We start from the raw sequence: 26273 nt of genomic DNA, 5'->3' as shown, positions 1-26273 counted from the left end.
ATAGATCAGCGTCCCTGGCGGGATGACTCCGTGATGGAGCCCGAGGTGAAGAGCTGCGGTGATCTCCTGGGTCCTGCCCAGTGTGAAGGCGGGGATAAGGACGTCTCCACCACGCTTGAGCGCGTCACCAACGGCATTGATGAATCTGGAATGTCTCTCAAAAGGATCTTCATGGACCGGGTTCCGGATCTTTCCTCCATAAGTCGATTCGATAATCACCCAATCCGCCTGATGACATCGATCAAGTCCGGCAAGCAGTACGGATCCCCCGGAACCTACATCACCTGAAAAGACTATGCGGGTAAAGTCGCCCCCATTCTGGATATCGATTTCAATGAATGCCGCACCTAACAGATGCCCGGCTCTTCTGAAAACGACCTGTACCTCATCGATGACCAATTCATCATCGAATTCTACCGGCACGATCGATCCGAGAGCCCTGTCGAACGATTCCTTCGAGACCTTTTCTCTCGAGAAACTTCTCGACATCCGGAGAATCACCGGAACCACCCGGGCCGTAGCCGGAGTACAGTACACTTTCCCGGAAAAACCGGCTTCGAACAGATCGGGGAGCAGACCGCAATGATCCGTGTGTGCGTGAGTAAGGATCACATAGGACAGCTCTCCTGGCTCTTCGGGCAGAACATCCCTGCCAGCGTCACCCAATGCGCCACAATCGACCAGGAAAAGTGATCTTCCCGTGTCGACCATCTGGCATGACCCACCGACTTCACGGGTCCCTCCAAGAAAAGAGATCCTTACACTTCCCTCAGAACGCCCGTAAAACAGGAGCAGATAAAGAATCACCGCGAGCAGGACCCCTGCCGCCATGTTTCTTTTTTCAGGTTTTACTTCAAAGACACTCATTATTCACCCTGCAGCCACCATTCGGACACGTTCCATGTATCTCCGGACTGGGTCGGATTCGCTCTATATCCCTTCAATGCCAAGGGCATAGCATCCAGCTGCGTTACCCAGAGAAGCGGTATTATCGGCAATTCGTCAAGGACAATGTCAGCGACTTCGTCATATATCATCTTTCTCTCTTCGAACGATACTGTCCTCCCTCCCCTGTCGAGAAGTTCTGTGAGCCTCCTGTTTCTTATTCTGGAATAGTTCTGCCCCGCGGGAGGAATAAAATCTTCAGAATAACTTCCGTCTTTTGTCGAGGGATCAGGCGGTGCCAGAAAAGCGTAGAGGCCCAGATCGAATTTCCCTCTTTTAAGTATACCCCCCTCGTCGTAACTACCGAACATGACAGTCGGGTGATAATTCTTTATTACGAGATCGAACCCCACTTCTCTCAATTGTTTCTGAAGGACCAACTCCGTTCTTTCACGGTTGAGCCTGCCTGTCGTCGTAGAGATCTCCACCCTGAGGGGCTTTCCATTCTTTTCCCTTATTCCGTCTCCATCCCTGTCGATCCAGCCGGCTCCCCTGAGAATACTTCTGGAAAGATCCCTGTCCAGAGACAACGATTCCTTCCCTGTATCTGTATAATAAGGCGAAGACGGATGCTCATCTCCCCAGGCCGGGAGCCAGACACCGTCATAGATTTTTTGTGATATTTCTTCCCTGTCTATTGCCCGGGCCAGAGCCTTCCTTACATCCTTGTCTCCAAGGATGGGGCTTTCGAAGTTAAGATCCAGATGCTCATTGAAAAGGGCAACGTTTCTGAACACCCGGATACCCTCTAATCCGTCCATAAAATCGAGCAACATGTTCGGGGCGTTATCTATCCCCATGACCGACCCCGTCTCAAGCTGCAGGAGAAGTGAATTGCCATCTGGAATAAAAACGATGACAATCTCGTCAAGATACGGCCCCTCCCCATAGTAATCCTTATTGGCTTTTACTGTCAGGTGTGACCCCGACACCCATTCATGAAAGATAAACGGCCCCGAACCTGTCGGATGCCGGTGAAAGGGCAGTGCCTGAAAATCAGGCCCGAGGTCTCCTTCAAGAAGATGCTTCGGCATTACCGACTCGTCATAGAAACAATCTCCAGTGAAGTTGGCGTAGACTTCGCCTAGATGGAAAATAACAGTCTGAGGATCGGGAGTCTCTACGCTCTCGACAATATCCCAACCCTGTCTTGTCTCCACATTGATGTCGGGATGCATCATCAACCGCCAGCTGAACTCTACATCACCAGAGGTGACCGGCAGACCGTCATGCCAGAATGCGTCATCCCGGAGATGGTAGGTATAAGTGAGATGATCTTTCGATATCCCACCATTTTCAACCGTGGGGATCTCCGTTATGAGGTCGGGAATCAGCTTCATATTGTCATCATGTTTGACAAATTTGCTGAATATCATGTTGCATACATAGATTCCGACGACCATCGAGTTTACAGCTTCGTTGAGGATCTCCGGTTCCTGTTGCATACCGATTACCAGCCGACCCCCCTGATTGACCGGTAACGATCCTTCCACAGCCGAATCTCCATCCATCCGCACACCACTGTCCTCACTATTACCGCATCCACTCATAACTGCAATTATAACAACAGAAAGATACACAAATAACCTGGGAACAGACATATCCGTCTCCTTCACTCTTCCCGAATATAATAATCCGTCTCTTTTCACGCATTTCCCATGCCAGACAACAAGTTATGGAGAGAAGAAACGGTTTTGGATTTGCACTTGGCCCTCTGTGCCTGTATCATTATAGGAGAGGACGAACATATTCGGGAAGAATTTCATGCGTCCCAAGTTGTCCGGATACAGGCTGGAGAGAGGATCTGCTACTTTGAAAACAAGACGGGCTATCCTGAAAATGATATCAGTGTCGATCGGCCTTGCCGGTTTGCTCGTTTTTCTTCCCGAAGTGGTGACAGCGCTGGAAGGCTGGCAGGATGATATAAGGTTGTCCGACGATCCGGACATATCCTTCCCCCCTCCCAACAATGGCAAGTTCATCGCTATCGATCATGATGGGGCTGTCCATGTCGTCTGGGCAGACTACCGTGACAGAAATTTTGAGATCTATCACAGATACAGATCGAGTGGTGTCTGGTCGACCGAAGAAAGGCTTACATTCACAGACGCAGATTCAAAACGCCCGGTCCTTGCAGTCGATGACCTTGGAAGGGTCCATCTGGTCTATAACGACCTGTCAGAAGGTAACAAGGAGATCTACCACATGATCTGGGACGGCTCATGGAGTATGCCTGACAGGGTCTCCATGACACCGGGAGATTCCTATGCGTCATGCCTGGCAACAGACGGGTTGACCCTGCACCTGGTCTATCAGGAGGAGGTCAACGGGTACCTGCAGGTCATTTACAGGTCGCGAGATGTATTCACATGGTCTCCGCCCGAACAGATATCCTTTATCGAATCGGGCATGAGCATGGTCCCTACTGTGGCTGTGGGACCGGACGGGACTGTTCATGTCGCCTGGTGGGATACGAGAGTCGATCCCGACGAAACGGCTGAGGGAAGGATCGCCTACAGGTCGAAGACTTCATCCTGGTCCGAAGAGGAGATCGCATCGGGGCCCGCCGCTGATGCCATGCGGCCCAATATAATTGTCGATGACAGCGGGACGGTATTTGTAGCCTGGATCGACAAAAGAGAAATCTACGAACAGATATACTACAACATCAGAAGCACGGAGGGCTGGGCCACTGAAAGTCAGCTGACTATCGGGTCATATACTCATTACCATCCGAGCCTGGCAGCCAGCGAGGGAAAACTCCACCTGATCTACTGGGGCAATTCTCCCTCTGCCTCAAATGCCGGTGTATTTTATTCGGTCTGGGACTACCAGTCCTGGTCCCCGCCCGTCCGCCTTTCGGATACCGGATCGATGGCATCTCTCTGCACACTGGCGGCTGAGGCGGATGGTACGCTGCATGCCGCATGGAAGGATACCAGGGATGGAAACGAAGAGATATACTACAACACCCTGATTCCCAACGGAACGGGGGTCGAGGATGGAGAGGGGGAAGAAGGCCCGGATATCGGGGACCTGTCCCTGTTCATGGACATCGCCCCTAATCCTTCGGCAGGCGATGTGAGAATATCGATGAAGATCCCCATACCATCCGACATCTACCTTCGTGTCTATGACGTGAAAGGGCGGATCATCAGAAGGCTGTCATCGGGCCATTTCGAAAGTGGTGTCTATCCGTTCATATGGGACGGCAGGAATGACTCGGGCAATATGGCAGCCGGCGGCATATATTTCATCCGCTGCAATGTCGGAAAGAAAAGGATATCAGGGAAAGTGATACTCCTGAGATACTGAAAACGACAGAATTAACTTCGATCAGACAGGCTGCAGATCAGATATAGGCGTGAAGTCCTCCAAGAAAAAGGTTTCCCAGGAAAGAAAGCAGGATTATCAGCAGCCCTACTATCGACATGATCGCCAGAGTCTTTTCCTTCCATCTGCCTCGCACTTCCTGATGAAGGACCAGAGTGTAAAACAACCATATTACCAGAGCGCCGGTCTCTTTCGGGTCCCAGCTCCAGAATCTGCCCCAGGCATAATGAGCCCAGATGGCGCCCGCGAAAAGGGCACCGATCGTAAACAGTGGATAGCCAATCCTGATTCCGCGAGAGACCAGTTCCCCGGCAAGCTCCCTGGAAGGAAGGATGCTGGCTTTGCCGGATGACTCCTTTCTCATCAGGTACAGGATGCCTGCACCCGCGGCAAAGATGAATGCTCCCTCCGATATCGCCGCAAGAGAGACATGTATATAGAACCAGTAACTCTGCAGAGCCGGCATCAGGGCTGACGCGCGCTTTGGAAGCATCGACGCTATGACCAGTACCATTATCAGGATCGGGGATATCACAACCCCCAATCCGATCTTCCTGAACTTCGCCGTGAGGTAGAGAAAAAGCAACCCGACTACCCAGGCTAGTATCAATGAATACTCGTACATCGTCGCCATCGGAGGATGAGAACTTACGATCCACCTCACGATCAGGGCCGCGGTGTTCAGAACAAGAGCCGCTATGAACAGCCCCATCGCTATTATTCCAGCAGGTCTTTTTTTCGAAGCCGAATATGCAGTAAAAAATATGAATGATGCAAGGTAGACCCAGAACCCGATCCAGAAAAGTCTTATGTCAAGCATGTCAGTCAATTTCCCCCGCCTTTCCGGTTCCCTGGCGCATCAATGGTTCAGTCATTTATCAGTCATATCCCCGATGAGACTAACCACCCGTTCACGGATCTGTCTATCTATCATCCTCATCTCGGTTCTCGAACTGACGGCCATTTTCATTTTACCCATGGAGAAAACAAGTCTTTCCCGGTCAAGAAATCCGGAGATGACACGAAAACTCATCGCGTACAGAAGAATGAGCCCCACCGCTGACAGAAACATTCCTGCCAACATTGCGCCTGTACCAGGGTTGACACTCACTTCCAGACCGGTAAGATACTCGGGTTCAATATCCTTCACTGAAAGAAGGATCTCGCTACCAAAATTCGTATTGAACTGCGGATATCTCAGGAACAGATACCCCGACACTGTATCCGCGGAAGATACTATATGTACCGTCACCGCGGGATTCGTCATCGTGGCACTGGCCGAATACGGACCCCTGCTTCCCATCCTGAAGTCGGGGAAAAACCTTCCCGGAATTATGCTCCATACCGAATCAGACAGAAGAGCCTTCTCCCCCGGCCTGAGTCTGAGATCCCTGGAAATATTCGATCCGCCGGCCCGATATTCGATATCCACCCATGCAAATCCCTCTCCGATCGAATATGAGCTCTGGTAGATATTTACAGGACCGTGCTTCATGGGTTTGTTGACTTCTATCTCCCCGGCCTTGATGACAGTACCCGTACTGTCGATGATAGATAGCGTCGAAATATAGTCGCTGATCCCACCATCACGCCCCATGATGATCCGGAATTCATCGACCCTCACAAACGCATCGCCACCCGGCAGAGGGATGATCTCGCCTCGTCCACCCTGAAAGAACGCTGAATCGCCCATGAGACTCCCGATCATTCCTCCAGCTGTGATCAACAGCAACCCGGCATGAAAAACGAGATTGCCTATGAACCTCCAGCGTCCGGATACTGCCCTGAACAGAACGAGTCCGGGCCGTATCTCGCTGGCAACCTTATACTTTCTGCCCTTGAACACATCCATTACATCCCTGGTCAGATCGACCAGACTCTCATCATCTATGGTTCCCGTATTCTCATGCTTCCTTGTAAAATGAACGAGCGGATCCCTGGCATCCTCACTCGTACCGAGAGGGACGAGCCATTCCACCACTCTCTTTTCATTCCCCCGCAGGATCAGCTCCCGGTCATCCGGCGGCGATACGATCAATGACCTTTTCACAAACTGCCTCGCCCTTGTGACTATGCAAAGCAGAAGAACGATGAAGAAAAGCAAAAGGACAGATGTGTACCAGAACGAGTGAAATGGGTCATAAAGACGGAGAAGAATCGACAACCTGACGGAGAATTCGCCCCATTCCACGTTGTATTTCTCAAGTTCCGTCTGGAAGTCAGGCGGAAACACTTCACCGAGCAACCAACCGAAAACGGTAGCGGCGAAAAGCGTCGATATTACAACTATTGCCAGCTTGTGACTTATGAGGTTCGAGATCCTGTTTATTTTCACCAATTCCTGCTCCATCGGTAATGTTGTCACCAATCGTAAATCAAGCGGGCTGCATCATCAAGAAAAACCGCCCTTAAAATCTATTTACATACGGGCTTCAAGCCGTTATATAACCAGTATGAAGAGATCAGGAAACAATATTCAGGAAAAGGTGACTTTCAAATTTACCCCTACAATAATTGTATCGACATTGTTATCCGTACTGACTGTAATATCAATGTCTCTCTCCTGCACGAAAAAGGAAGATTTTCAGGGCAGCCTGTCAGCACTTGACTCTCTCATCGAAGAATCGGTCTCACTCCATTCCCACCTTCATCCGCTCAGGAGTTCGAGGTTGGGAATCACCGGTTCCGATTCCCGTCTTTTCACCTTCTCCAGCCAGGAGATCGATCGATCCATCGAAAAGATCGACGCTATTCTCAAGGGAATCTCGACCCTGCCGGCAAACCATTTTGACGACAACAGGCTTGATGAATCAACAATGTTGATCAGATGGCTTCAGGGGGAAGCTTATGCTCTGGAGGAACTTCAGCTCTTCAGGACAAACCCTCTTATCTATACATGGATGCTTGAAGAGGCCATTTACCTTATACCATCCAGACACACCAGGGCATCCGATCAGGAATTCGAGGATTACAGCAAAAGATTGTCCAGGATTCCCGGACTTATCTCCAACGCTGTCCTGCTGCTCGATAACCCGGCGGAGATAGTGATCGGTCCTGCCGCATTCTCAACACGTTCCATTCTCGATGATACGGGCAATATCCGCAAGATGATCAGGGATAGATACGGCAGGGTCCCTTCTTCGTTAGCCGTCGCGATGGAAAGCATAGAATCATTTCACGAATACCTCATCCATGATCTCCTTGAAAGATCTCGTGGACGATTTATTCTAGGCACAGAAGTCCTGTCCGACATCTACAGATATTCCGAACAGATCGATATTGAGTTGGAGAAAAGCTCTACCGAGGCCGAAAAGTCGATAAGAAAATACAGATCCCAGATCAATTCCATCGAACGGAACCCTGAATTAAGAGAATCAGAACACTCCATGTCTCCTGATTCCGGGATCAGGGCCGTTCTTGATTCGATTGAAGCCAGCCTGGACTCGAAAAAGACATTCGGACCGATCGGCAAGACCCCTTTCAGTCTGCTCCGTCGCACTCCGCCCCCCCTTCATGAGATACTGCCTGCAAATCCATACCTTGTCATACCGGATCGAAGGAATGTCGATATATATTCACCAGGGCCGGAGTTATTTTCTGACGGACCATGTACCCGTTCCATCTTCGCCGCAAGGGGAGCGGAAAGGACCTCGACCCCATACATGGTATATGAACTTTACGGCGTTTCCTCCGCTGTGTGGGAGGCAGGAAGACAGCTCTGCTCAAACGGCACCCCTGCCTTGAGACTCCTGTCCAGCGAACTTTTCTTTACATGCTGGAAAATACATAATCTCAAGGAATTGTCATCCATTGCGAGCGGGATGAAGATGAAGATAAGAAAGATCCATCTTGAAAACAAGATCGACGACCTCACAATGATGATAGTGGTCTTCAGGCTTCACTCAGGATCGTTCACTGTCGATTCTGCCACTGACTTTATCGCCTCCACCCTTGACATCCCTGTCGACGAGGCAATGTACAAAGTCTCCATCGCTGCATCTCTGCCTTCGGCCGCCCTGCCGGGAATCGCTACAATAATGGCCGATGAGATGGTCAGGCAGGCATCGACCGTAAGAGGCGAAAGATATCCGAGGAAAAGGGTTCGACGGAAAATGCTTGAAAACTGCGGAATGCCTTTCAGTTTGATCATGGATGAGATCGAACATTGAAACTTATTGTCGGGCGACTCGTAATATTGCTACGGAGGTGAAGTGTAATGAAACGTATTTTTATTATTCTGATTGTATTCTCTATACTATGTTTTTCAAGCGGGACCGCCGGAGCCCGGGAGATAAAAAAAGACTACAAGGAGACTTTTGAGGTCTCCAGAGGTGACGGTCTTCGATTGAAGAGCGGAGACGGTAGTGTCACGATCAGAAAATGGGACCGGGACGAGATCGAGATAGAAGTACATTATTATGCCGAATTCAAAATACTGGGCGCCGGCAAAAGGGATTTTGCCGTTGAATTCAAGAAAAAGAATAACTTTGTGACTGTCATCGGAAAAGAAAAGAGCACCGGCACTATTGGTTTTCAGATATTCAATGTCAGAGAGTACTCTTACACGATAAGCGCACCAGATTATATTAATCTTGACATAACAGGGGATGACGGGGAAATAGACATCGAAGGATGGAGAGAAAATATCGAGATAGCTGCCGATGATGGAGATATCACGCTTATTGACATCAAGGCGGAAAGGATCAGGATCAGGTTTGAAGACGGAGACCTCAATATCGAAGAATTCGAAGGAAGACTCGATGTCACATGCGACGACGCCAGACTGGATCTGGACAGAGTCAGGGTGTCCGAATGTCTGATCCGTGCCGAGGACAGTGAAATCAATATCCGTAATTCCGAGGGCGCGTTTGATATCAGAGGGGACGACGGCAACATAGATCTCTTCAGGCTCAAAGTGAACACACTCAACGTACAGGCGAATGACGGCGATATCGATATCGAGCTTCTCAAAACAGATGCGCTCGATATGGACGTGAGAACTGATGACGGTGATATATGCGTCAGTCTTCAGGAAGGTATATCGGCAGTATTTTCTATAGATGTGGAGGATGGCAGGATCCGCGCGGACCTGTCGACTTCGGATGACGTGCGAAAGGGAAAGAACTGGATGTCCGGCAAGTTGGGCAGCGGGAAAGGTCGCATTCGCATCCGTACAAATGATGGGCGTGTCGATATCAGGGAGATCCGGTAGCATCCTGAGCTGAAAAAAGGTCGCTTTTGTACTCGACTGTTCCACCTATGATAGTAGCAACGATATCTATTGAAGGAATATCATCCGGGGCAACATTCATGATATCGCTCGAAAGGACCACAAAGTCGGCAAACTTGCCAGCTTCTAACGTTCCCCTGTCATTTTTCTGATCGACTGCGCGGGCAGCATAGATCGTAAACGATCTGACAGCTTCCTCCACGGTGAGACATTGTCCGGGAAACCATCCTCCCGCGGGATTGCCTTCCAGGTCCGCCCTTGTCACCGCTGCATATATTCCAAGAAGAGGATCGATTGATTCTACTGGAAAATCCGAACCTCCAGGTATGCAGCAACCCGTATTCATCAACGATCTCCAGGCGTACGCTCCGACCAGCCTCTCATCTCCGAGTCTGTCACCGGCCCAGGGCATATCGGAAGTACAATGAGTAAACTGCATCGACGGAATGACGCCGATCTGCATGAACCTCGGAATATCATCAGGATTCAGGATCTGGGCGTGCTCGATCCTGTGGCGAAGACCTGTCTTTCCTGAAAGACCATTCACTTTTTCAAGTATATCCAGGATCGTCCTGTTCCCTCTATCCCCGATCGCATGTACGGAAACGGGGATATCTCTGCGTGCGCAATCAAGAATCCGCTTCATCATCTCGACTTCATCGAGCACAAGCATGCCCCTGTTACCTGGATCGTCAGAATAATCGTCGAGAAGAGCGGCGCTCCTGGCTCCGAGCGACCCGTCCATATAAAACTTCACTCCGACTACTTCGAAACGACCATCTGCAAAATCTTTTATCAGGCCTGCATCTATCAGGCTGTCGATATCAGCAGCATCAGAATCATAGTAAGCGGTCAGGCGGATCGGCAGTTCCTCATCCCTGTACAGATCCATATAGATCGAGGCAGTTTGACTGCCTATCCCCATATCGTGCACTCCGGTCAGGCCCACCGCAAGACATGCCTGTGAGGCATCTCTGATCAGATCCTTTTTCTTATCGCGCCCTGGTTCAGGAACGAGGTCCCTGACAAGAGTTATAGCTTCGTCGATCAGTATTCCTGTCGGATCACCCTTTTCATCTTTCTTTATCTTTCCCCCCATTGGATCAGGTGTCGACGAATCGATCCCCGCCATCTTCAGTGCTACGGTATTGACAAGCGCGGCATGTCCGCAGACCCTGATCAGAATGGCAGGATTCTCCGGACAGACACCGTCTATATCCCTGCGGGACGGAAAAACACCTGTTTCCCAGTCATTCTGATCCCAACCACGGCCCTGGATCCATTCTCCAGGAATTGCTGCTCCGGCCCTGGCATCGACCAGACGCACGATCTCATCGAGAGAAACGGTGCCGACCAGGTCAAGCCATGAACGACTGACAGCAAAACCTGAAAAATGCGCATGGGCGTCTACAAGCCCCGGAATGACCGTCCTCCCCTTTAAATCGTACTTCACTGTGCCGGGATGCGACAGGCCCAGAATGTCCTCGTCCTTTCCGACTGCAGCTATTCTGCCTCCCGATACGGCTAAAGCCCCGACGACCGACATTTTTCCATCGAAAGTGTATATCCTGCCGTTATAGAAGACCGCTTCCACACGACCAGGCACTTTTCTGCCGGCAGCAGACAAGCTTTCATGAACAGAAAAAAAAGGCAGGATAATAATAATCAGAAGGGTTATGGAAATAACGGGCAAACACCGCTTCATCCGGGAACTCCTTTGCATGAACCGGGATACTCGCGCAAACTATTATTGTGAGTACATCTGCTTTATCTGTCCCCAGGAAGCCTTTCCTGTCGCTACTCCCTCACATCCATGGGAAGCAGTGAAAGCTCCCACACTCTCTCCGCAGGGACTGTTTCCGCTCCAGCATGGAGAATCTATATGCAGATAATAAGGCGCGGGAGAGCTCCCCGCCTCGTAACAGAACATCGGCATCTGGAAAAAATCTGTCGGACCTGCCACGCAACCGGAAAAATCGACTGTGTTTTCCCAGAAATCGTTGCATGCCAAGGTCATGACTCCGCCTCCACATTCTACCCCTGTTGTACACCTGTAGATGATGTTCTTGTCGACGGAAAGAACTCCAGCCGAGGCCGAGATTCCAATGACTCCCTCGGCTATCGTATGGTTGGAGATAGAGATCAAACTGCCTCCCGATACGCTGATAGCCGTCGTGAAATCCTCTATCAGGTTAAAAGACAGTTCGGGCGAGCCGGATACGCCTGTGACGCTGATCCCGGTGGAACAACCCCTTATCGAACAATAATTGATCATGGGGGATCCGTTCTCGATCAGGATGGCTGTTTCGAACGACTCGAAATCAAGAGCGAACAGCCATGTGTCAGATGTGATATTGCGGAGTATAAAACCTGTTCCGGAACCCTCGACTGAAGACTTTATTATGGGGATATCGTCCCCGTACATGATCACAAGGTCCTTGCCATCAAGAGTGATGTCACTCTCATAGTAAGTCCCGGCATTCACCTGGATAAAATCACCGGTGACTGCGTTGTCAAAAGCTTCCTGAATGGATGTATAATCCCCGCCGCCATCGAGATCGACTATTATCATCCCCGCGTTCGCGCCAGTTACAACCAACAGGAGAGCGGCTGCCAGTAAAATACCTGTTCTTGTCAAACCTACACCTCTTTATCAAAAGACTCCATGACTTGATGCTACCATATTCGACAGATCAAAGTCGAGATGAAAACACTCGCCCACATGGTACGCATTGTCTTGCTCTGCCACCATCTGGGGTGATGCAGCACCGACTCGTAATGCTTGCCAGCCCGGATGCAATGGGTTATTATCCTGCAAGACTCAGGAATATATTCCGGGGAAAAAGAAACGGAGCCGAAGATGCAGGACCACTTCAGAAAGAATCCACTTTCCAGCCTTCTCAGTGGCAGCGTTGTATCCATTATCATTGTTATCAACGTACTCGTATTCGTATTGCAGATGCTTCTCATACGGACCCCGTTTCAGGCGTTTTTCGCTCTATTCCCACGGCTTGTCTTCGAGAGAGGCTTTGTCTGGCAGATCGTCACTTATATGTTCCTGCACGGGGGTCTGTTTCACCTCTTCTTCAATATGCTTATCATCTGGATGTTCGGATCGACTCTGGAACAGGTCTGGGGCGGACGCAAATTTCTTCAGTATTACTTCATCTGCGGATTAGGGGCTGCCCTGTTCAGCTTTATATTTTCATTCAACGTGCCCGTAATAGGTGCTTCCGGGGCCGGTTACGGCATACTGCTGGCCTACGGCATCCTTTTCCCGTACAACCAGATATACGTCTGGGGAATCATCCCGGTAAGGGCAAGGACGCTGGTCATCATCCTGGGCGGGATCGAGTTTCTTTCAGGACTGTCCGGGGGAGACGGGATCGCGCATTTCGCTCACCTGGGAGGTATGGCAGCCGGACTCATCTACCTCAAGACGGACCATCGAAGTGGACGCGCGTTTGAAAGCCTCTCACGATTGTGGAAGAAAATACCCTTCAAGATCAGTCTCGACAACGATACCGGATCGGACACTGTCAAACCGGAAGATGCCGGAAAAGTGGACTCGATCCTCGACAAGATATCGGAAAAGGGATACGAAAACCTGACTGAGACAGAGAAAAGGATACTTGAAAAATATTCGGAGAATAACGGAAAAGAAAATTAAGCGGACGCGATCAGAAAATCATTTTTCGCCCAGCGAACGCAGGGCATATTTCAGAGATTCCTTCTCCTCCTCGCTCAGTTCCCTCGATGGAGATCCCTCTTTCACTTCAAGAGCATAACCCCTGGTCGAATTCCTGCCCACGAGATTTGTGAGGATCACTCCGTTCCTGTGACTGGTAAGTATACAGAGAGAATAACTCTGCATACCGCCAATATCTTCAAAAGCATTGTATTTGACTATACCAGTGCCACTGTAGCACTTGTCGATCCGCGCCAGGATCATTTTGATATCCTCGCTCTGACTGCGCATGAATTCCCTGTTCTCATCGACTCCCTTGAGCAGTTTTTCGAGCGCCTTTTCCGTGCCGATATCAGTATAAAGGTCCGCCATTTCGATGAACGGTTTTCGCATCTTCCTTACTTCCAGAAGAAGGACCATCACGGTGATGACAGCCACCACAGAGAGGATCGTGGAAGTCAGGACCAGCATTTCGATATTACCATTTATGAAGTTTTCCATATCCTTTTCCTTCAACAACTTCTATTACGAACGGAGCCGAGCGTAATTCAGCGTGGGCTTTAAGTAAAGAGTTTTTTCATGCAATAGTCGTGTAGACGAAAAAAAAGCCCCGAAAGGCTTTTTTTTATGCCGAGAGCGGGACTCGAACCCGCACAGGCTTTCGCCCACTACCCCCTCAAAGTAGCGTGTCTACCAGTTCCACCACCTCGGCAAAACAAGTCCGGTCATCTACTCAGTACCCTGCTCTGCTGGCTGCTGGTCACTCGAAGCATCCTCAGCCGCACCCGGTTCGGGGATCGATTCGAGCAGGTCGTCGACATTCTTCTGTTCTTCAGGGATGATTCCGCCCCACTGCTCCTGCTGAGCGGCCTTCCTGAGGGCGCTTTCCGTCTCAGCGCCTCCCCTGCCAGCCGATAGAAAAGCGAGAGAAAGCGATGTAACCATGAATATTACTGCAAGATAGGTTGTAAACCTGCTAAGGAAAGTCGCAGTCTCTCGACCACCCATAATCGCCTGGCCACCACCGCCACCGAAAGCTCCGGATAGTCCGCCGCCCTTGCTGGACTGCATCAGCACTACCAGGATCAACAGGAAAGAAGCGACTACATGTATGACAACAAAGATGTTAAACAGCATTTTTCACCAATCTTTAAAGCCCCAAAAGAGAAGTTTAATGAAAAATATGGTGCCAGTCAAACAAAATAATCATATGGCCCTGTATAATATGATACCCAGGAACGAGTCGGCCTTCAATGAGGCCCCACCTACCAGCGCACCATCTATATCCGGATCTGACATCAGGTCGGTGGCATTCTCCGGTTTTACACTTCCACCGTAAAGGACTACAGTCTCATCGGCCGTACCCGCGTCAAAGATGCGCGAAAGTACATTTCTGATATGACCATGCATTGAAGAGGCGTCCTCAGGTGTCGCTGTCTTGCCTGTACCGATCGCCCAGACCGGTTCATACGCCAGGACCACTCCTGACATCTCTCCCTTGCTTACGCCCGAAAGAACACTTCTCAACTGTTCTTCCACGACACTTTCCGCTTTCCCTGCTTCCCGTTCTTCAAGAAGTTCGCCGACACAATAGATCGGAGAAAGTCCTCCGTCCAGCACGGCACGCAGTTTGTCCGCAAGGAGCCCGGCCTCCTCGCCGATAACATGTCTTCGTTCTGAATGACCTACGAGTACATATCTGCAACCGAGAGAGGAAAGCATCTCAGCCGATACTTCACCGGTAAACGCTCCCGCCTTCTCATACCACATGTCCTGGGCTCCGGTCAGGATCTCCGAACCCTCCAACTCACCAGCCACAGCCGGCAAAGTAGTAAAGGACGGAATAAGGACCACCTCCGGCAACCCTTCCTTACCTTTTACTCCGGCCGCGATTGCGGACGCAAGAACAGCTCCCTCGTGATGATCGAGGTTCATCTTCCAGTTTCCGGCGATTATCTTCCTTCGCATTTCCTGCCTCTCTAGACCGATTGTTTGGACAGATCCCTGTCGCTCAAGGCTTCCACGCCGGGAAGTGCTTTTCCTTCAAGCAGTTCCAAAGAGGCCCCACCACCGGTCGACACATGGGAGATCCGGTCCAGCATATGCATCTGGTTCAGAGCGGCGACACTGTCACCCCCGCCGACGACACTTATGGCACCCTTTTCGGTCGCTTCCACGATAGCCCTCGCGATCATTCTGGTCCCGTTGGCATATTCCGGTATCTCGAAGATCCCCATCGGACCATTCCAGAAAATAGTGCCAGCTTCCTTCAGCTCGTTCACAAATACCTCGATGGTCGATTCCCCGATATCCACACCGGACCACCCTTCGGGCATATCCCCGGTCGAAACTGTCTTGTGCTGAGAATCGCTTGTAATATCATTCGCGACTACGCAATCCACCGGCAGGTATATCCGTTTTTTCTTGTTCTTCCCGGATATTTCCATTACCTCCCGGCACATCTCCATGTAGGACTCGTCGAGCAGAGAATCTCCGATCTCCAGGCCGACCGACTTGAAGAAAGTGAATGCCATTCCTCCACCGATAATGATCCTGTCTACCTTCTCAAGAAGGTTCCTTATAAGTCCCATCTTCGTGGATACCTTGGCACCACCGAGGACCGCTATAAAAGGTCTCGCTGGTTCAGTGAGAAGGCGTTCAAGAGTCTCGAGTTCCTTTTCCATGAGTAATCCGGCCACTTTTTCATCAAAGAACCTGCAGACCCCCTCGGTGGAGGCATGGGCCCTGTGAGCGGTCCCGAAGGCATCGTTCGCGAAAACGTCACCATAAGCGGCGAGTTTTTCAGAGAATACCGGATCATTCGAAGTCTCCTCGTTATAGAATCTCAGATTCTCCAGGAGAAGGATCTCTCCAGGCTTGAGGGACGATACTTTCTCGTCGACTTCGGGACCTATGCAGTCGTTCGCGAATTTCACCGGATGGCTGGTAATCTCTCCCAGATGATAGGCGACCACCTTCAGGCTCTTTGTGGTGTCCTTTCGCCCTTTTGGCCGTCCAAGATGAGACATCAACACTATTGACGCGCCTTGCGACGCGGCGTATTCGATACTGGGAAGAGCAGCCCTGATCCTGGTGTCATCGGCCACATCACCATCACTGTCAAGCGGAACATTGAAATCGACTCTCATCAGAAGTCTGCGTCCGTCTAATTCGATGTCCTTGAGTGTCTTTTTCCTCAACCTTGCCTCCCTGAGAACTTAACTCGCATAAAATCTATTTCATGAGGATCTTCATCATATCGACCATCCTCATCGCGTAACCATACTCATTATCATACCAGGACACTATCTTGAAGACCTTCGATGAGATACCCATAGTGAGAAGGCTGTCGAATATCGACGAATGGGGATTGCCGATGACATCGACCGACACGATCGGATCCTCGCAGTATTCGAGAATGTCCTTCAATTTCGTTTCTGCAGCTTTTTTCACCACGGCATTTAACTTTTCTACTGTCGTTGCTTTTTTCAAAGTCACCGTAAGATCCACAATCGACGCGTCGGGAGTCGGCACCCTGACGGCATATCCGTTCAATTTTCCTTTTAACTTCGGCATGACCACACCAACAGCAGCGGCTGCGCCGGTCGTTGTCGGTATCATTGAGACACCACAGGCTCGTCCCCGCCGCAGGTCCTTATGAGGAAAATCAAGCACGACCTGGTCGTTCGTAACAGCGTGGATCGTGGTCATGAGGCCGTTGGCGATCCCGAACTTGTCATCGAGGACCTTTGCGACAGGCGCCAGGCAATTTGTAGTGCAGGACGCAGTCGATACGACATGATGTCTTGATTTTCTATATAGATGATCGTTGACTCCTATGACGATCATTATATCCGGATCGGGAGAAGGAGCCGAAATGATCACTTTCTTTGCTCCCGCTTTGATGTGAAGCGCCGCGTCCTTACGTTTTCTGAAATGTCCTGTCGCCTCGATAACCACGTCCACATCGAGTTTTTCCCAGGGCAGCAGGCCGGGATCTCTCTGGGCCAGCACCTTGACCCTCTTCCCGTCCGTACTGATATCCCCGGACTTTAGAAGCTTGATCTTTCCAGGGTATTTACCATGGACCGAATCATATTTGAGAAGATGGGCGAGCGTCTCTGCGTCGGTCAGATCGTTGATAGCAACGACATTGAAGCGCTTGTCCTTCATCGCGCCCCTGAATACGAGCCTTCCGATCCTTCCAAACCCGTTGATCGCAACATTGATCGCCACTTCAGTTCCTCCTTCGAATAAATTCCGTTCGGGTCGCGTCAGACAGCCTTGCCTTCGCTTCCGAACAGTCTCATCTTGTACATGACTACTTCCCTGATCGCGTCCCTGGCCGCTCCGAGATAGTTCCTTGGATCGAAAACGCCGGGGTTTTCCGAAAACGACTGTCGGATAAATGCCGTAAAGGCTATCCGCATATCCGTATCGATGTTGACCTTGCAAATCCCGCGCCTTACAGCTTCCGATATGGCCTCGTCGGGGACTCCCTTTGTGTCCTTCAGCGCCGCGCCGAACTCGTTCGCGATACTCACGTGGGCCTGGTTCACTCCAGAGGCCCCATGAAGAACGAGAGGAACATCGACTTTTTCCACAATCGACGAAAGGATGTCCATAGCCAGCCTTGCTTCAGCCTTGAACTTGTACGCGCCATGTGAAGTGCCGATAGCAACCGCCAGGGAATCTACACCTGTTTTTTCAACAAATTCGACTGCTTCGTCAGGATCTGTGTATATCGCATCCTTTTCAGCGACTGACACATGATCCTCTACTCCTGCCAACCTGCCGAGTTCTCCCTCAACCGATATTCCTTCAGGCCGGGCCATTTCGACTACTTTTTTTGTTATCGCGATATTCTCATCGAAAGAAAGGTCGGACCCGTCGATCATTATCGATGTAAACCCGCCATCGATACAGGTGCGGATTATATCCATATCTTTCCCGTGGTCGAGGTGCAGGGAGACTTTTATATCCATGGTTTCAGCCGCAGTCCTGACCAGGGATACGATGTTCTGAAATCCAGCGTATTTTATGGCACCCTGGGAAACAGCCATTATAGCGGGGCTTTTCAGCTTTTCAGCGACATCCGTGATAGCCTGGACGAACTCCATATTGTTTATGTTGAAGGCTCCGACCGCATACCCGCCTTCCCGGGCGGCATCCATCAATTCCTTATTGGTTACCAGCACTTTTCCCTCCCCATCCTGTTTACCTACAAAAAACTACAGGAGTATCTAAACACAGCATGCCCGGCATCTTCAACCTATTATTTAGCCACCAGCAGACAGAAAATCCATTTTCTTCCAGTGGATCCAACTTACTCCGAACCATGAGATCTCCCCGCTGTAAGTATGATTATCGGCGAGTCTGTAGAATACTGTAAAGCTTTCAGGCATGCTCTCATCGTGGCGCCTGTCGTATAGAGGTCATCCACAAGGACTATCGTCTTCACTGTCGAAGGAGGGTCGGAGACAAGCCTGAATGCTCCTTCGACATTCTCATCTCTGTCCTCATCAGCAAGTTTCGACTGGGCCGCTGTATTTCTCACCCTCTCAAGACAATCGTCCAGTACGGGGATACCCAGGAACCTGCCGATTTCCATCGAAAGTAATCCGGCCTGATTATACCCCCTTTGCAGCATCCTTCTGCGATGCAGTGGAACAGGCAGCAACACCAGGCCACCACCCAACGCGATCTCACCAGACTCGAGGAAACGGTTCAGTGCGTCGGCCATCCACCAGCCGAGAGGGACCGAAACGGGTATTCCACCCCTGAACTTCAGAAACCTTATCAATTCGAGGAGCATATCATTCGTCTCAAAAGGAGAAACAACCGAAAACCCACCATCAGCGACATTCATGTTCCTGACTGTAACAGGTTTCAGTTTGAGCCAGCACTCCCTGCACAGGACCGTGGCATCCAGCCTGAATTTCCAGAACCGGTTATAATGAAAATGCTCGTTGAAAAAATGAAATGTACTTTCGGGCCACCCGCCTGGTATGGATCTTACCGGCCCTTCAGCCTCACGCAGGTTCCGCTCACAACCCAGACAATTTCCGGGAAACAGAAGATCAAAGATAAACGACAGCAACACCCACCTCCCACCAGACACACCACCCTCTGTCAGAATAACGACCTTGCGGTCATTCAGCATCTCATCCGCGCGAAACAGGATCGATCGACGCATCCATTCGTCTGCGGACTATGAGAAAGATGATTCCACCGACGATCAACACGATGCTGATCAACTGATTATCGATAAGTCCTTTCCAGACATGAGCCGATTCCTCGTAGAACCTGAAAGTGTCCACTATAAAACGGGAAATACCATAAAGGATCAGGAGGACCCCGAAAGAAAATCCATCGAACCACTTCTTACGTTCCAGAAGGATAATTGCCAGGAATATGACCAGTCCGTAGAACGATGAGTATATCTGGGTCGGATGAATATGGATCGCGTGAAAAGTGTTTCCGGCCGGACTGCCGTCAGGATAGACCATCCCCATGGAACACTCTGTCGGCTTCCCAAAACAGCAACCACTGAGAAAACAACCGATTCTCGTAAAAAATATTCCCACACCGATCGAAGGGGAACAGATATCTGCAACCTTGAGAAAGGATATTTTCTTGATTTTTAAAAATACCGCAGCTCCGGCAACAGCCAGGATCATACCACCATAATAGGTGGCTCCTCCCTGCCACAGCGCTATCACATCGAGGATACCTGAAAAGTGATCACGATGCGTCAGGATATAGAGTCCTCTCGATCCGACGATGGCCGCGATAATCAGTATTATGCTGAGATCATAGATCGCATCGGGATTAATACCCTTCTTCTCGGCTCTCTTTGCCGCTAGAAGAATCCCGATGAAAAAACTCAACGCCAGCATAAAGCCGTATGAATAAATCCTGAACTTGCCGATCTCCAGAAGAATCGGATGCATCCTGCCTCCCTATGTTCCGCTTACGCTCAACCCCTCGATAAGTACGGGAGGAGCTCCATATGTCCCTATGAAGACGATCTCCCTGCCTACCTCCACGACACCACCGAGAAGATCAAGAATATTCCCGCTGATCGTCATTTCCGAGACTGCGCCGCTACGTTTTCCACCTTCTATTCCAAGGCCCGCTATCCCAACAGAAAAATCTCCTGAAATGGGATCGGCCGTGTGCATTCCCATAACGCTTTGAATATATATGCCCCTGTCTGTATCTGCCAGCATTTCATCCAGGGTCCTGTCGCCCGGTTGAACGAAAAGGTTTGACGCTCCTGGAGATGGCAGGTCCTTGTAGGAGCCCCTGACCGCGTTGGCGCTATTCGGATGCCCCGATTTTCTGGCCGTCCATGAGTTGTGCAGAAAACCACTCAGGACTCCACCTTCTATCAGTCTATACGTGTTCCTGGCCACACCTTCATCATCGAACCTCGCGTTGAAACATCCCCCTTCAAGGATCGGGTCATCGGTAAGTGTAAGAATATCCGCCGCTATCTTCCGGCCCAATTTTCCCGCAAGGACCGTAGTCCCCTTGACGACCATCTCCCCCGACAGAGCCTGTTCCAGAAAATAGATTATGTCGACGAAAGCCGAACCGTCGAAGATCACCGGGTATCTGCCGGTAGGCATCGGCCTGCTGTCGAGAAGAGAAAATGCTCTTTTTGCCGACTCGACGCCGGTAGCATTGAAATCAAGGAGCCGGACATCGGGAGACTGGCAGTAATGCCATCCACTCCTGATCTCACTGCCCTTTTTCGCCACCGCAGACATGGAACATGAACAGAGCCCTCTTTTTTCACTCCGTTCGAATCCTCTTGTACTCGCTATGAATACTTCTCCTGAGACTTCCGAATAACCAGCGCCCTCGGTATTCACGATGGTACCGTCAAAATCCATAGCCGCCTGTTCCATCTCGATGACTTTTTCTGTCTTGTCGGCCGAATTTCCTTTGTCGAGAAAAAACGAGACCGGGCCATCCGGTATCGGGTCCCCGGGGTCGTCTGCCAGGACATCGATATCCTCCAGGGTACTGCAGATCGCGTTATTTTTCGCTTCCTCGAACGCGAACTCTATCGATTCCATATCCGTGCCATTCGTGAATGCGTATCCCATCCTGCCGCCGGTTACCAGGCGTATCCCCATTCCCTCATCACTGGACCTGTCTATGGTCTCTACCTTCCCCCTGTACACCTCCACCTGGAAACGTTCGATCGATTCGCCGTACACCTCACATTCAAAGCCGGTTCTGGCAGCGAGGTCCAGGACCCTTGAGATCCTGTCCTTCATCCTGACCTCCTCAGTATTCATAAAAACTGGATCCGAAATTCAAGAGTACACCCAACAGAAAACAGCTTACCAGCATGGAACTTCCCCCGTAACTGAGAAAGGGAAGAGGTAGTCCCGTAACGGGAGCAAGCCCTATAGTCATCCCGATGTTGACTATAACATGAAACGTGAAATAGGAACATATGCCGATTATTGCCATCGATGCGAATCTGTTCTTTACCTTCGTGGCCAGATAAAAGCCCCTGGCTATGATCATGGAAAAAAGAACCAACACTACCAGCCCGCCTACAAAACCACGCTCTTCTGCGAGTACCGAGAAAGCGAAATCACTGTGTCTTTCGGGAAGAAAAGCGAGAAGCTTCTGTGTGCCCTGAAGAAAGCCCTTTCCCACAAATCCTCCGGATCCTATCGCGACTTTCGACTGGTATACCTGCCATCCCATCCCCAGAATATCTGATTCCGGCCTTAAAAAAGCCATTATCCGCCTCTGCTGATACGGTTTGAGCGTATTCATCAGAGTCGGGATGACAAACATCACACCCAGATTAATAGCGACCAGGCTCAGACTCTGAAACAGTCGCTTCCTTCGCCTGTATGCCACAACGAGTATCATGAGAAAAAACAGGAGCAATGGAAAGGGGTAAGTTCCATCGGAGATCGCACTCTCACTGAATACGGTAAGAAACGCGCTGATCACCGGAGTGAGAAACAGGATCATCACTCCTTCGTTCAACCCTCTCCAGTACAGGACCGGAAAGAGCAACGCGGGGAAGACAAGCGCCGTACCAAGATCGGGCTGTTTCAGGATCAGAGTGAAAGGGACAAGGACCACCAGTATAGCTAAAGAGATGACTCTGAGCTTGTTCGGATCGTTCTTCTTCTCAGACAGGTATCTGGCAAGGGTGAATATCACCGCGACCTTCATCAATTCGCTCGGCTGAAACCTGAAGAAACCGACACTTATCCACCTGCTTGACCCTTTCAGAGGCTCAAGCAGAAGAACTACGATGAGGGATATGAGAGATACACCGTAGAAGATAACGGCACTTCCTTCATAGTAACGGAATGGAATGGCGAACGCCACGACCATCACTACAAGCCCTACCGCACTCCAGATGAGCTGCCGATGAAAATAATCGCGACTGCCCAACTGAAAGGTCTCCCGGAGTTCTTCCGGCACATGCCCCACGGAGTACAGGTTGGCAAGTCCAATACAGATCAGAATAAGTCCGGGGATCAGTATCCCCCATTCCATATTTCGCATGTTCTTCTCAGCCACCCGATTCTCCTCCGCCTCCGTATAACAACATCGGCACAGTCTCTCCTACCTGCCGGCCCCGGCAATTACCGTTTTACCATACCTGAATTTTCCATCCCATGCTGCCCCTGGATGGAAGTACGCTCCAAGAATCCTTCTTGCCATCGGGGCTGCCACAGCTCCGCCATGACCAGCGTTTTCCATGATAATGGCAATAGCTATCTCGGGATTCTCGACCGGAGCATAGACCACAAACAGGGCATGGTCTTCCCCCGAATTCTGGGCCGTACCCGTCTTCCCGGCGCTTGTTAAACCAGGAACGCGGCTCGCCCGTCCCGTCCCATGTTCTCCCGAGACGACTGCTATCATCGAACGCTGAATAAACCTGAGTATCTCATTATCCATCTGAGAGATCGGCACAGCCGTATTGTCGTTTCTGTAGACTTCGGCCCCTTCGGTGTCGACCACTCTGTCGACCACATGGGGCTTGATCCTCTTTCCTCCATTCGCGATCATCGCGACCATCTGACAGAGCTGTATCGGTGTTGTGAGTGCCTCACCCTGACCTATCGAGTAATTGAGCAGATGTCCTTTCGTCCATTTTCTCTTTCCAAACCGCCTGTCGAAGTACGAATGATCGGGAAGAATCCCTCTGGCTTCGCTGGGCAGGTCTATCCCGGTTTTCCTTCCCAATCCAAAGAGCCGTCCCGCATAGGCGAACTGGTCCGCGTTCATCCTCTCTCCGATCTGGTAAAAATACACATCACAGGAGTTGACAATAGCATCGAACATATTCGCATATCCATGTCCTTCGGGTTTCCAGCATCTGAAATACCTGTTACCGAACTGGTGTCCGCCATAGCACGGTTCGAGCAAAGCACCCTTCGCTACAAGATCGAAATAAAAAGCTCCATAACAGACGATCATCTTGAATGTGGAAGCGGGAGGATACGTGGCCTGTATGGCACGGTTGAAAAGAGGCTTAGCCGGATCTCCATGCAGCATGTTCCAGTCTTTTTCGCTGATACCACCCATAAATATGTTGGGATCGTATGACGGCCTGCTCACCGCACCCAGGATACCCCCTGTTGATGGATCCATGGCTATCACACAACCCTTGTCACAGTTGAATTCTCTCTCCAGGATCCTCTGGAAATCTATATCTATCGTTAAATATAGGTCACATCCCGGAACGGGCGGCCGCGATTGAACAAATTCATCGAAGTCATCATCGTGCGATATCCCGTCATATTCACCGACCTTGATTCCTTCGGCACTGATCTCGATGATCCTGACCCCCGCGTCGCCGCGAAGATGCTCGTCGTACTTGTACTCAATGCCTGTCCTTCCCTTGAGGTCACCAGGACGGAACCTGTCGTCATCCTTCAACTCTTCGTCAGTCACTTCGCCTACATATCCCAGAATGTGAGTCGCCAGATTACCTTCGGGATACTGCCGTCTGTGTTTCATCACAAGCTTGAAAAATGGAAAAAGTGAGCGATTCTCCATGAGTATGGAGATCTGTCCCTTTTCGGCGGACTGAACTACCGGCATCTCTCTGCCATCAGGATATCTTTTCTTCCACTCGTCAAGGCTGGCGAAGAGACTCTTGCTATCTATCCCCAACCACTCACAGGCCAGATCCAGCCTGTCCTCTCTTCCAGAGATCTTTCCCGGGACAAGACTGATCTGATAGACGGGGACATTGACAACCAGCTTGGAGCCATCAGACGCTCTGATCAACCCCCGGGGTGCCACCATCCGTTCCCGCTGGATCCTGTTTGTTATGGCGAGTCTGTTGTAATACCCATGATGGATCACCTGAAGATAGAACAATCTCGCCGTCATTATCGATATGACGCCGATCACCAGCAACAGCACGATCCTCCGCCTGTGGTCGAGGATAAATTCACTCTGACGATCAGTACCTGCCAACGGACCGGACCACCCTTCGAGGAAACAGCTTCAGTATCAGGAATACGACGACTCCGGCCAGAGCCGAGTAGATAGCCGACAGGATGGAATGCCTGAAAAAAGAGACCAGCACTGTAAGCGGATTGAAAGTGGACATAATATTCAGGACGATAATACTGGATACGAGACTTGCCAGAAGGATCAACAGGCTTTTAAAGAAAGTGCTTTCAGGAAGATATCCCGAAGCATACCTTGCTATTCCATATCCTATCAACGATTTGGCAAGAGCGTTCATGCCGAGAAAAGAAGCATTCCCGAGATCCTGGAGAAAACCAAGAGAGAAACCGATGATTATGGCCATTACCGGGTTCCTGTCCAGGACAAGGACTACGAGGAGGACAAGCATCAGATCGGGCCTGGCGCCCAATACCGACATGCGATGGACGATCGTCACCTGGAGGATGAATACGGCAAACGCCGCTACTATTGCCCTGATCACACTCAAGCTATCGACCTCACATTGCTGGATCCTTCACGGTATCCAGCCTGTTAAATATATCCTCACTGTCCCAGTCTCTGCCGCCGACTACGATAAACAGCTCCTCCAGCGTGTTCAGATCGGTCATGCTGACCACACTGACACGCCTCGAGAGTTCCGTCTTCTCCTCGGCGACCTGAAACACCGTGCCTACGGGAAAACCCTTGGGAAGTATCTTTCCAAACCCGCTCGTTATCAGAGTATCACCCTGGAGGACATCCTCCTCCCTTCCGATGAAATCGAGCCTGAACAGGTTTCCTCTCTCCCAGTTAAGCATACCTACCACCCTGCTTCTCTTGTCCAGGCAGCTCACCGAAATCGACTTGTTATTGAGCAGAAGCACGCGTGATGACGAACCGAATACCTGCACGACCCTGCCGACCAGCCCCCTGTACCCGACCACAGCCATACCCACCTTTATACCAGATCCCTTTCCGCGGTCTACCGTGACCGAATGATGAAATCTGTTTGATGATCTGGTCGTGACTTCACATGGAATAAAGTCGAAAAACGAATCCTTCCTGAACCCGAGCAGCTGCCTGAGTCGATTCCTCTCCTCTCTGAACTGGGTCAACCTCTCCCTTTCATGATGGAGGGTCGCGGCCAGCTCCCTCAACCTGAGGTTCTCCTCTTTCAATTGTTCCATATCCGTGAAATAGGCGCTTACGCGATTGACAGGATAGAAGAGGAACGAACTGATCCCCCTTGCCGAGTTGATCTGACTGTCCTCATCGGCTGAGAGCATCAGTATCGACAATATTATGGCAATGGCAAGCACTGTCTTATCGAGATGTTTTTCAAAAAGAAAGGAGATTATCTGCATCTTTTACAATCGGCTACTCTTCATTATTATTCGTTCATAAACATGCAGGTTACTCAATATCTTCCCTGTTCCGAGTACCACACAGGTCAGAGGATCTTCAACCACGTTGATCGGAAGATTGGTCTCTTCCTTGAGAAGCATGTCTATCCCTCCCAGGAGCGAACCTCCTCCCGTCAAGATGATTCCCCGGTCAATGATGTCCGCAGAAAGCTCGGGAGGAGTCCGCTCCAGCGCCACACGGACGGCATTCATC

At 50.5% G+C, this 26273-nt stretch carries 24 protein-coding genes and 1 tRNA gene; 4 read left to right on the top strand and 21 right to left on the bottom strand.

Annotated features, from left to right (window positions below; all coding sequences use genetic code 11):
- Together KOO63_09505 and KOO63_09500 are read right to left on the bottom strand one after the other, a co-directional pair.
- A partial coding sequence (locus KOO63_09505) for an MBL fold metallo-hydrolase (GenBank protein MBU8922042.1) occupies positions 1 to 867 on the bottom strand: 867 nt, incomplete at its 3' end.
- The gene (locus KOO63_09500; protein MBU8922041.1) at positions 867 to 2546 is read right to left on the bottom strand and encodes a peptide ABC transporter substrate-binding protein; all 1680 of its coding nucleotides are present in this window, start codon (positions 2544 to 2546) and stop codon (positions 867 to 869) included. The genes KOO63_09505 and KOO63_09500, both read right to left, overlap by 1 nt.
- 163 nt (positions 2547 to 2709) lie before the next feature.
- On the opposite strand from KOO63_09500, the gene KOO63_09495 reads away from it, so the two are divergent.
- Positions 2710 to 4260, top strand: a complete 1551-nt coding sequence (locus tag KOO63_09495; GenBank protein MBU8922040.1) for a T9SS type A sorting domain-containing protein — start codon at positions 2710 to 2712, stop codon at positions 4258 to 4260.
- 37 nt (positions 4261 to 4297) lie between these two features.
- On the opposite strand, the gene ccsB is transcribed toward KOO63_09495, so the two are convergent.
- Together ccsB and KOO63_09485 are read right to left on the bottom strand one after the other, a co-directional pair.
- Complete coding sequence (ccsB, locus tag KOO63_09490; GenBank protein ID MBU8922039.1) at positions 4298 to 5107, bottom strand: c-type cytochrome biogenesis protein CcsB; 810 nt, start codon at positions 5105 to 5107, stop codon at positions 4298 to 4300.
- Positions 5108 to 5149: 42 nt separating this feature from the next.
- Positions 5150 to 6613: a cytochrome c biogenesis protein ResB gene (locus KOO63_09485; protein ID MBU8922038.1), complete on the bottom strand. Its 1464-nt coding sequence runs from the start codon at positions 6611 to 6613 to the stop codon at positions 5150 to 5152.
- A 151-nt stretch (positions 6614 to 6764) separates the two neighbouring features.
- Here KOO63_09485 and KOO63_09480 point away from each other — a divergent pair, with 151 nt between their 5' ends.
- Positions 6765 to 8447 (top strand): DUF885 family protein, encoded by a 1683-nt coding sequence (locus KOO63_09480; protein ID MBU8922037.1) that lies wholly within the window; start codon positions 6765 to 6767, stop codon positions 8445 to 8447.
- Between the two features lie 47 nt (positions 8448 to 8494).
- On the top strand, positions 8495 to 9490 hold the full coding sequence (locus KOO63_09475) for a DUF4097 domain-containing protein (GenBank protein MBU8922036.1): 996 nt from the start codon (positions 8495 to 8497) through the stop codon (positions 9488 to 9490).
- Here KOO63_09475 and KOO63_09470 read toward each other — a convergent pair.
- Positions 9474 to 11213, bottom strand: coding sequence for an amidohydrolase (locus KOO63_09470; GenBank protein ID MBU8922035.1), 1740 nt, complete (start codon positions 11211 to 11213; stop codon positions 9474 to 9476). The genes KOO63_09475 and KOO63_09470 overlap by 17 nt on opposite strands.
- A 42-nt stretch (positions 11214 to 11255) precedes the next feature.
- The gene (locus tag KOO63_09465; protein ID MBU8922034.1) at positions 11256 to 12146 is read right to left on the bottom strand and encodes a hypothetical protein; all 891 of its coding nucleotides are present in this window, start codon (positions 12144 to 12146) and stop codon (positions 11256 to 11258) included.
- Between the two features lie 222 nt (positions 12147 to 12368).
- On the opposite strand from KOO63_09465, the gene KOO63_09460 reads away from it, so the two are divergent.
- Positions 12369 to 13178 carry a rhomboid family intramembrane serine protease gene (locus KOO63_09460; protein MBU8922033.1) on the top strand — a complete coding sequence of 270 codons (810 nt, stop codon included), beginning with the start codon at positions 12369 to 12371 and terminating at the stop codon, positions 13176 to 13178.
- An 18-nt stretch (positions 13179 to 13196) separates the two neighbouring features.
- Here the strand turns inward: KOO63_09460 and KOO63_09455 are convergent, their stop codons facing one another.
- The 15 genes from KOO63_09455 to KOO63_09385 form a co-directional block, all read right to left on the bottom strand.
- A complete protein-coding gene (locus tag KOO63_09455) occupies positions 13197 to 13697 on the bottom strand; it encodes a DUF4446 family protein (GenBank protein MBU8922032.1) in 501 nt (166 codons plus the stop codon).
- A gap of 127 nt (positions 13698 to 13824) precedes the next feature.
- Positions 13825 to 13908: transfer RNA gene (locus KOO63_09450), tRNA-Leu, on the bottom strand.
- A gap of 17 nt (positions 13909 to 13925) precedes the next feature.
- Positions 13926 to 14333: a preprotein translocase subunit SecG gene (gene secG, locus KOO63_09445; protein MBU8922031.1), complete on the bottom strand. Its 408-nt coding sequence runs from the start codon at positions 14331 to 14333 to the stop codon at positions 13926 to 13928.
- Positions 14334 to 14402: 69 nt separating this feature from the next.
- A complete protein-coding gene (gene tpiA, locus KOO63_09440; GenBank protein MBU8922030.1) occupies positions 14403 to 15164 on the bottom strand; it encodes a triose-phosphate isomerase in 762 nt (253 codons plus the stop codon).
- Positions 15165 to 15175: 11 nt separating this feature from the next.
- Positions 15176 to 16345, bottom strand: coding sequence for a phosphoglycerate kinase (locus KOO63_09435; protein ID MBU8922029.1), 1170 nt, complete (start codon positions 16343 to 16345; stop codon positions 15176 to 15178).
- 85 nt (positions 16346 to 16430) lie between these two features.
- Positions 16431 to 17432: a type I glyceraldehyde-3-phosphate dehydrogenase gene (gap, locus tag KOO63_09430; protein MBU8922028.1), complete on the bottom strand. Its 1002-nt coding sequence runs from the start codon at positions 17430 to 17432 to the stop codon at positions 16431 to 16433.
- Positions 17433 to 17470: 38 nt separating this feature from the next.
- Entirely contained in the window at positions 17471 to 18370 is a 900-nt protein-coding gene (fba, locus tag KOO63_09425; GenBank protein MBU8922027.1) for a class II fructose-1,6-bisphosphate aldolase, read from the bottom strand.
- A gap of 152 nt (positions 18371 to 18522) precedes the next feature.
- Positions 18523 to 19392 carry a ComF family protein gene (locus KOO63_09420; GenBank protein MBU8922026.1) on the bottom strand — a complete coding sequence of 290 codons (870 nt, stop codon included), beginning with the start codon at positions 19390 to 19392 and terminating at the stop codon, positions 18523 to 18525.
- A complete protein-coding gene (lgt, locus tag KOO63_09415; GenBank protein ID MBU8922025.1) occupies positions 19361 to 20149 on the bottom strand; it encodes a prolipoprotein diacylglyceryl transferase in 789 nt (262 codons plus the stop codon). Before lgt ends, KOO63_09420 begins: the two co-directional genes overlap by 32 nt.
- A 9-nt stretch (positions 20150 to 20158) precedes the next feature.
- On the bottom strand, positions 20159 to 21487 hold the full coding sequence (locus KOO63_09410; protein MBU8922024.1) for a TldD/PmbA family protein: 1329 nt from the start codon (positions 21485 to 21487) through the stop codon (positions 20159 to 20161).
- A gap of 10 nt (positions 21488 to 21497) precedes the next feature.
- Complete coding sequence (rodA, locus tag KOO63_09405; GenBank protein ID MBU8922023.1) at positions 21498 to 22766, bottom strand: rod shape-determining protein RodA; 1269 nt, start codon at positions 22764 to 22766, stop codon at positions 21498 to 21500.
- A gap of 45 nt (positions 22767 to 22811) precedes the next feature.
- The gene (gene mrdA / locus KOO63_09400; GenBank protein ID MBU8922022.1) at positions 22812 to 24680 is read right to left on the bottom strand and encodes a penicillin-binding protein 2; all 1869 of its coding nucleotides are present in this window, start codon (positions 24678 to 24680) and stop codon (positions 22812 to 22814) included.
- A complete protein-coding gene (gene mreD / locus KOO63_09395) occupies positions 24667 to 25164 on the bottom strand; it encodes a rod shape-determining protein MreD (GenBank protein ID MBU8922021.1) in 498 nt (165 codons plus the stop codon). Before mreD ends, mrdA begins: the two co-directional genes overlap by 14 nt.
- Before the next feature lie 10 nt (positions 25165 to 25174).
- Positions 25175 to 26020 carry a rod shape-determining protein MreC gene (mreC, locus tag KOO63_09390; protein MBU8922020.1) on the bottom strand — a complete coding sequence of 282 codons (846 nt, stop codon included), beginning with the start codon at positions 26018 to 26020 and terminating at the stop codon, positions 25175 to 25177.
- 3 nt (positions 26021 to 26023) lie between these two features.
- The coding region (locus KOO63_09385) for a rod shape-determining protein (protein MBU8922019.1) at positions 26024 to 26273 on the bottom strand (250 nt) is incomplete at its 5' end.

The sequence above is a fragment of the Candidatus Latescibacterota bacterium genome, from assembly GCA_019038625.1.
Lineage (GTDB): Bacteria > Krumholzibacteriota > Krumholzibacteriia > Krumholzibacteriales > Krumholzibacteriaceae > JAGLYV01.
This window is presented reverse-complemented; position numbering and strand designations above follow the sequence as displayed.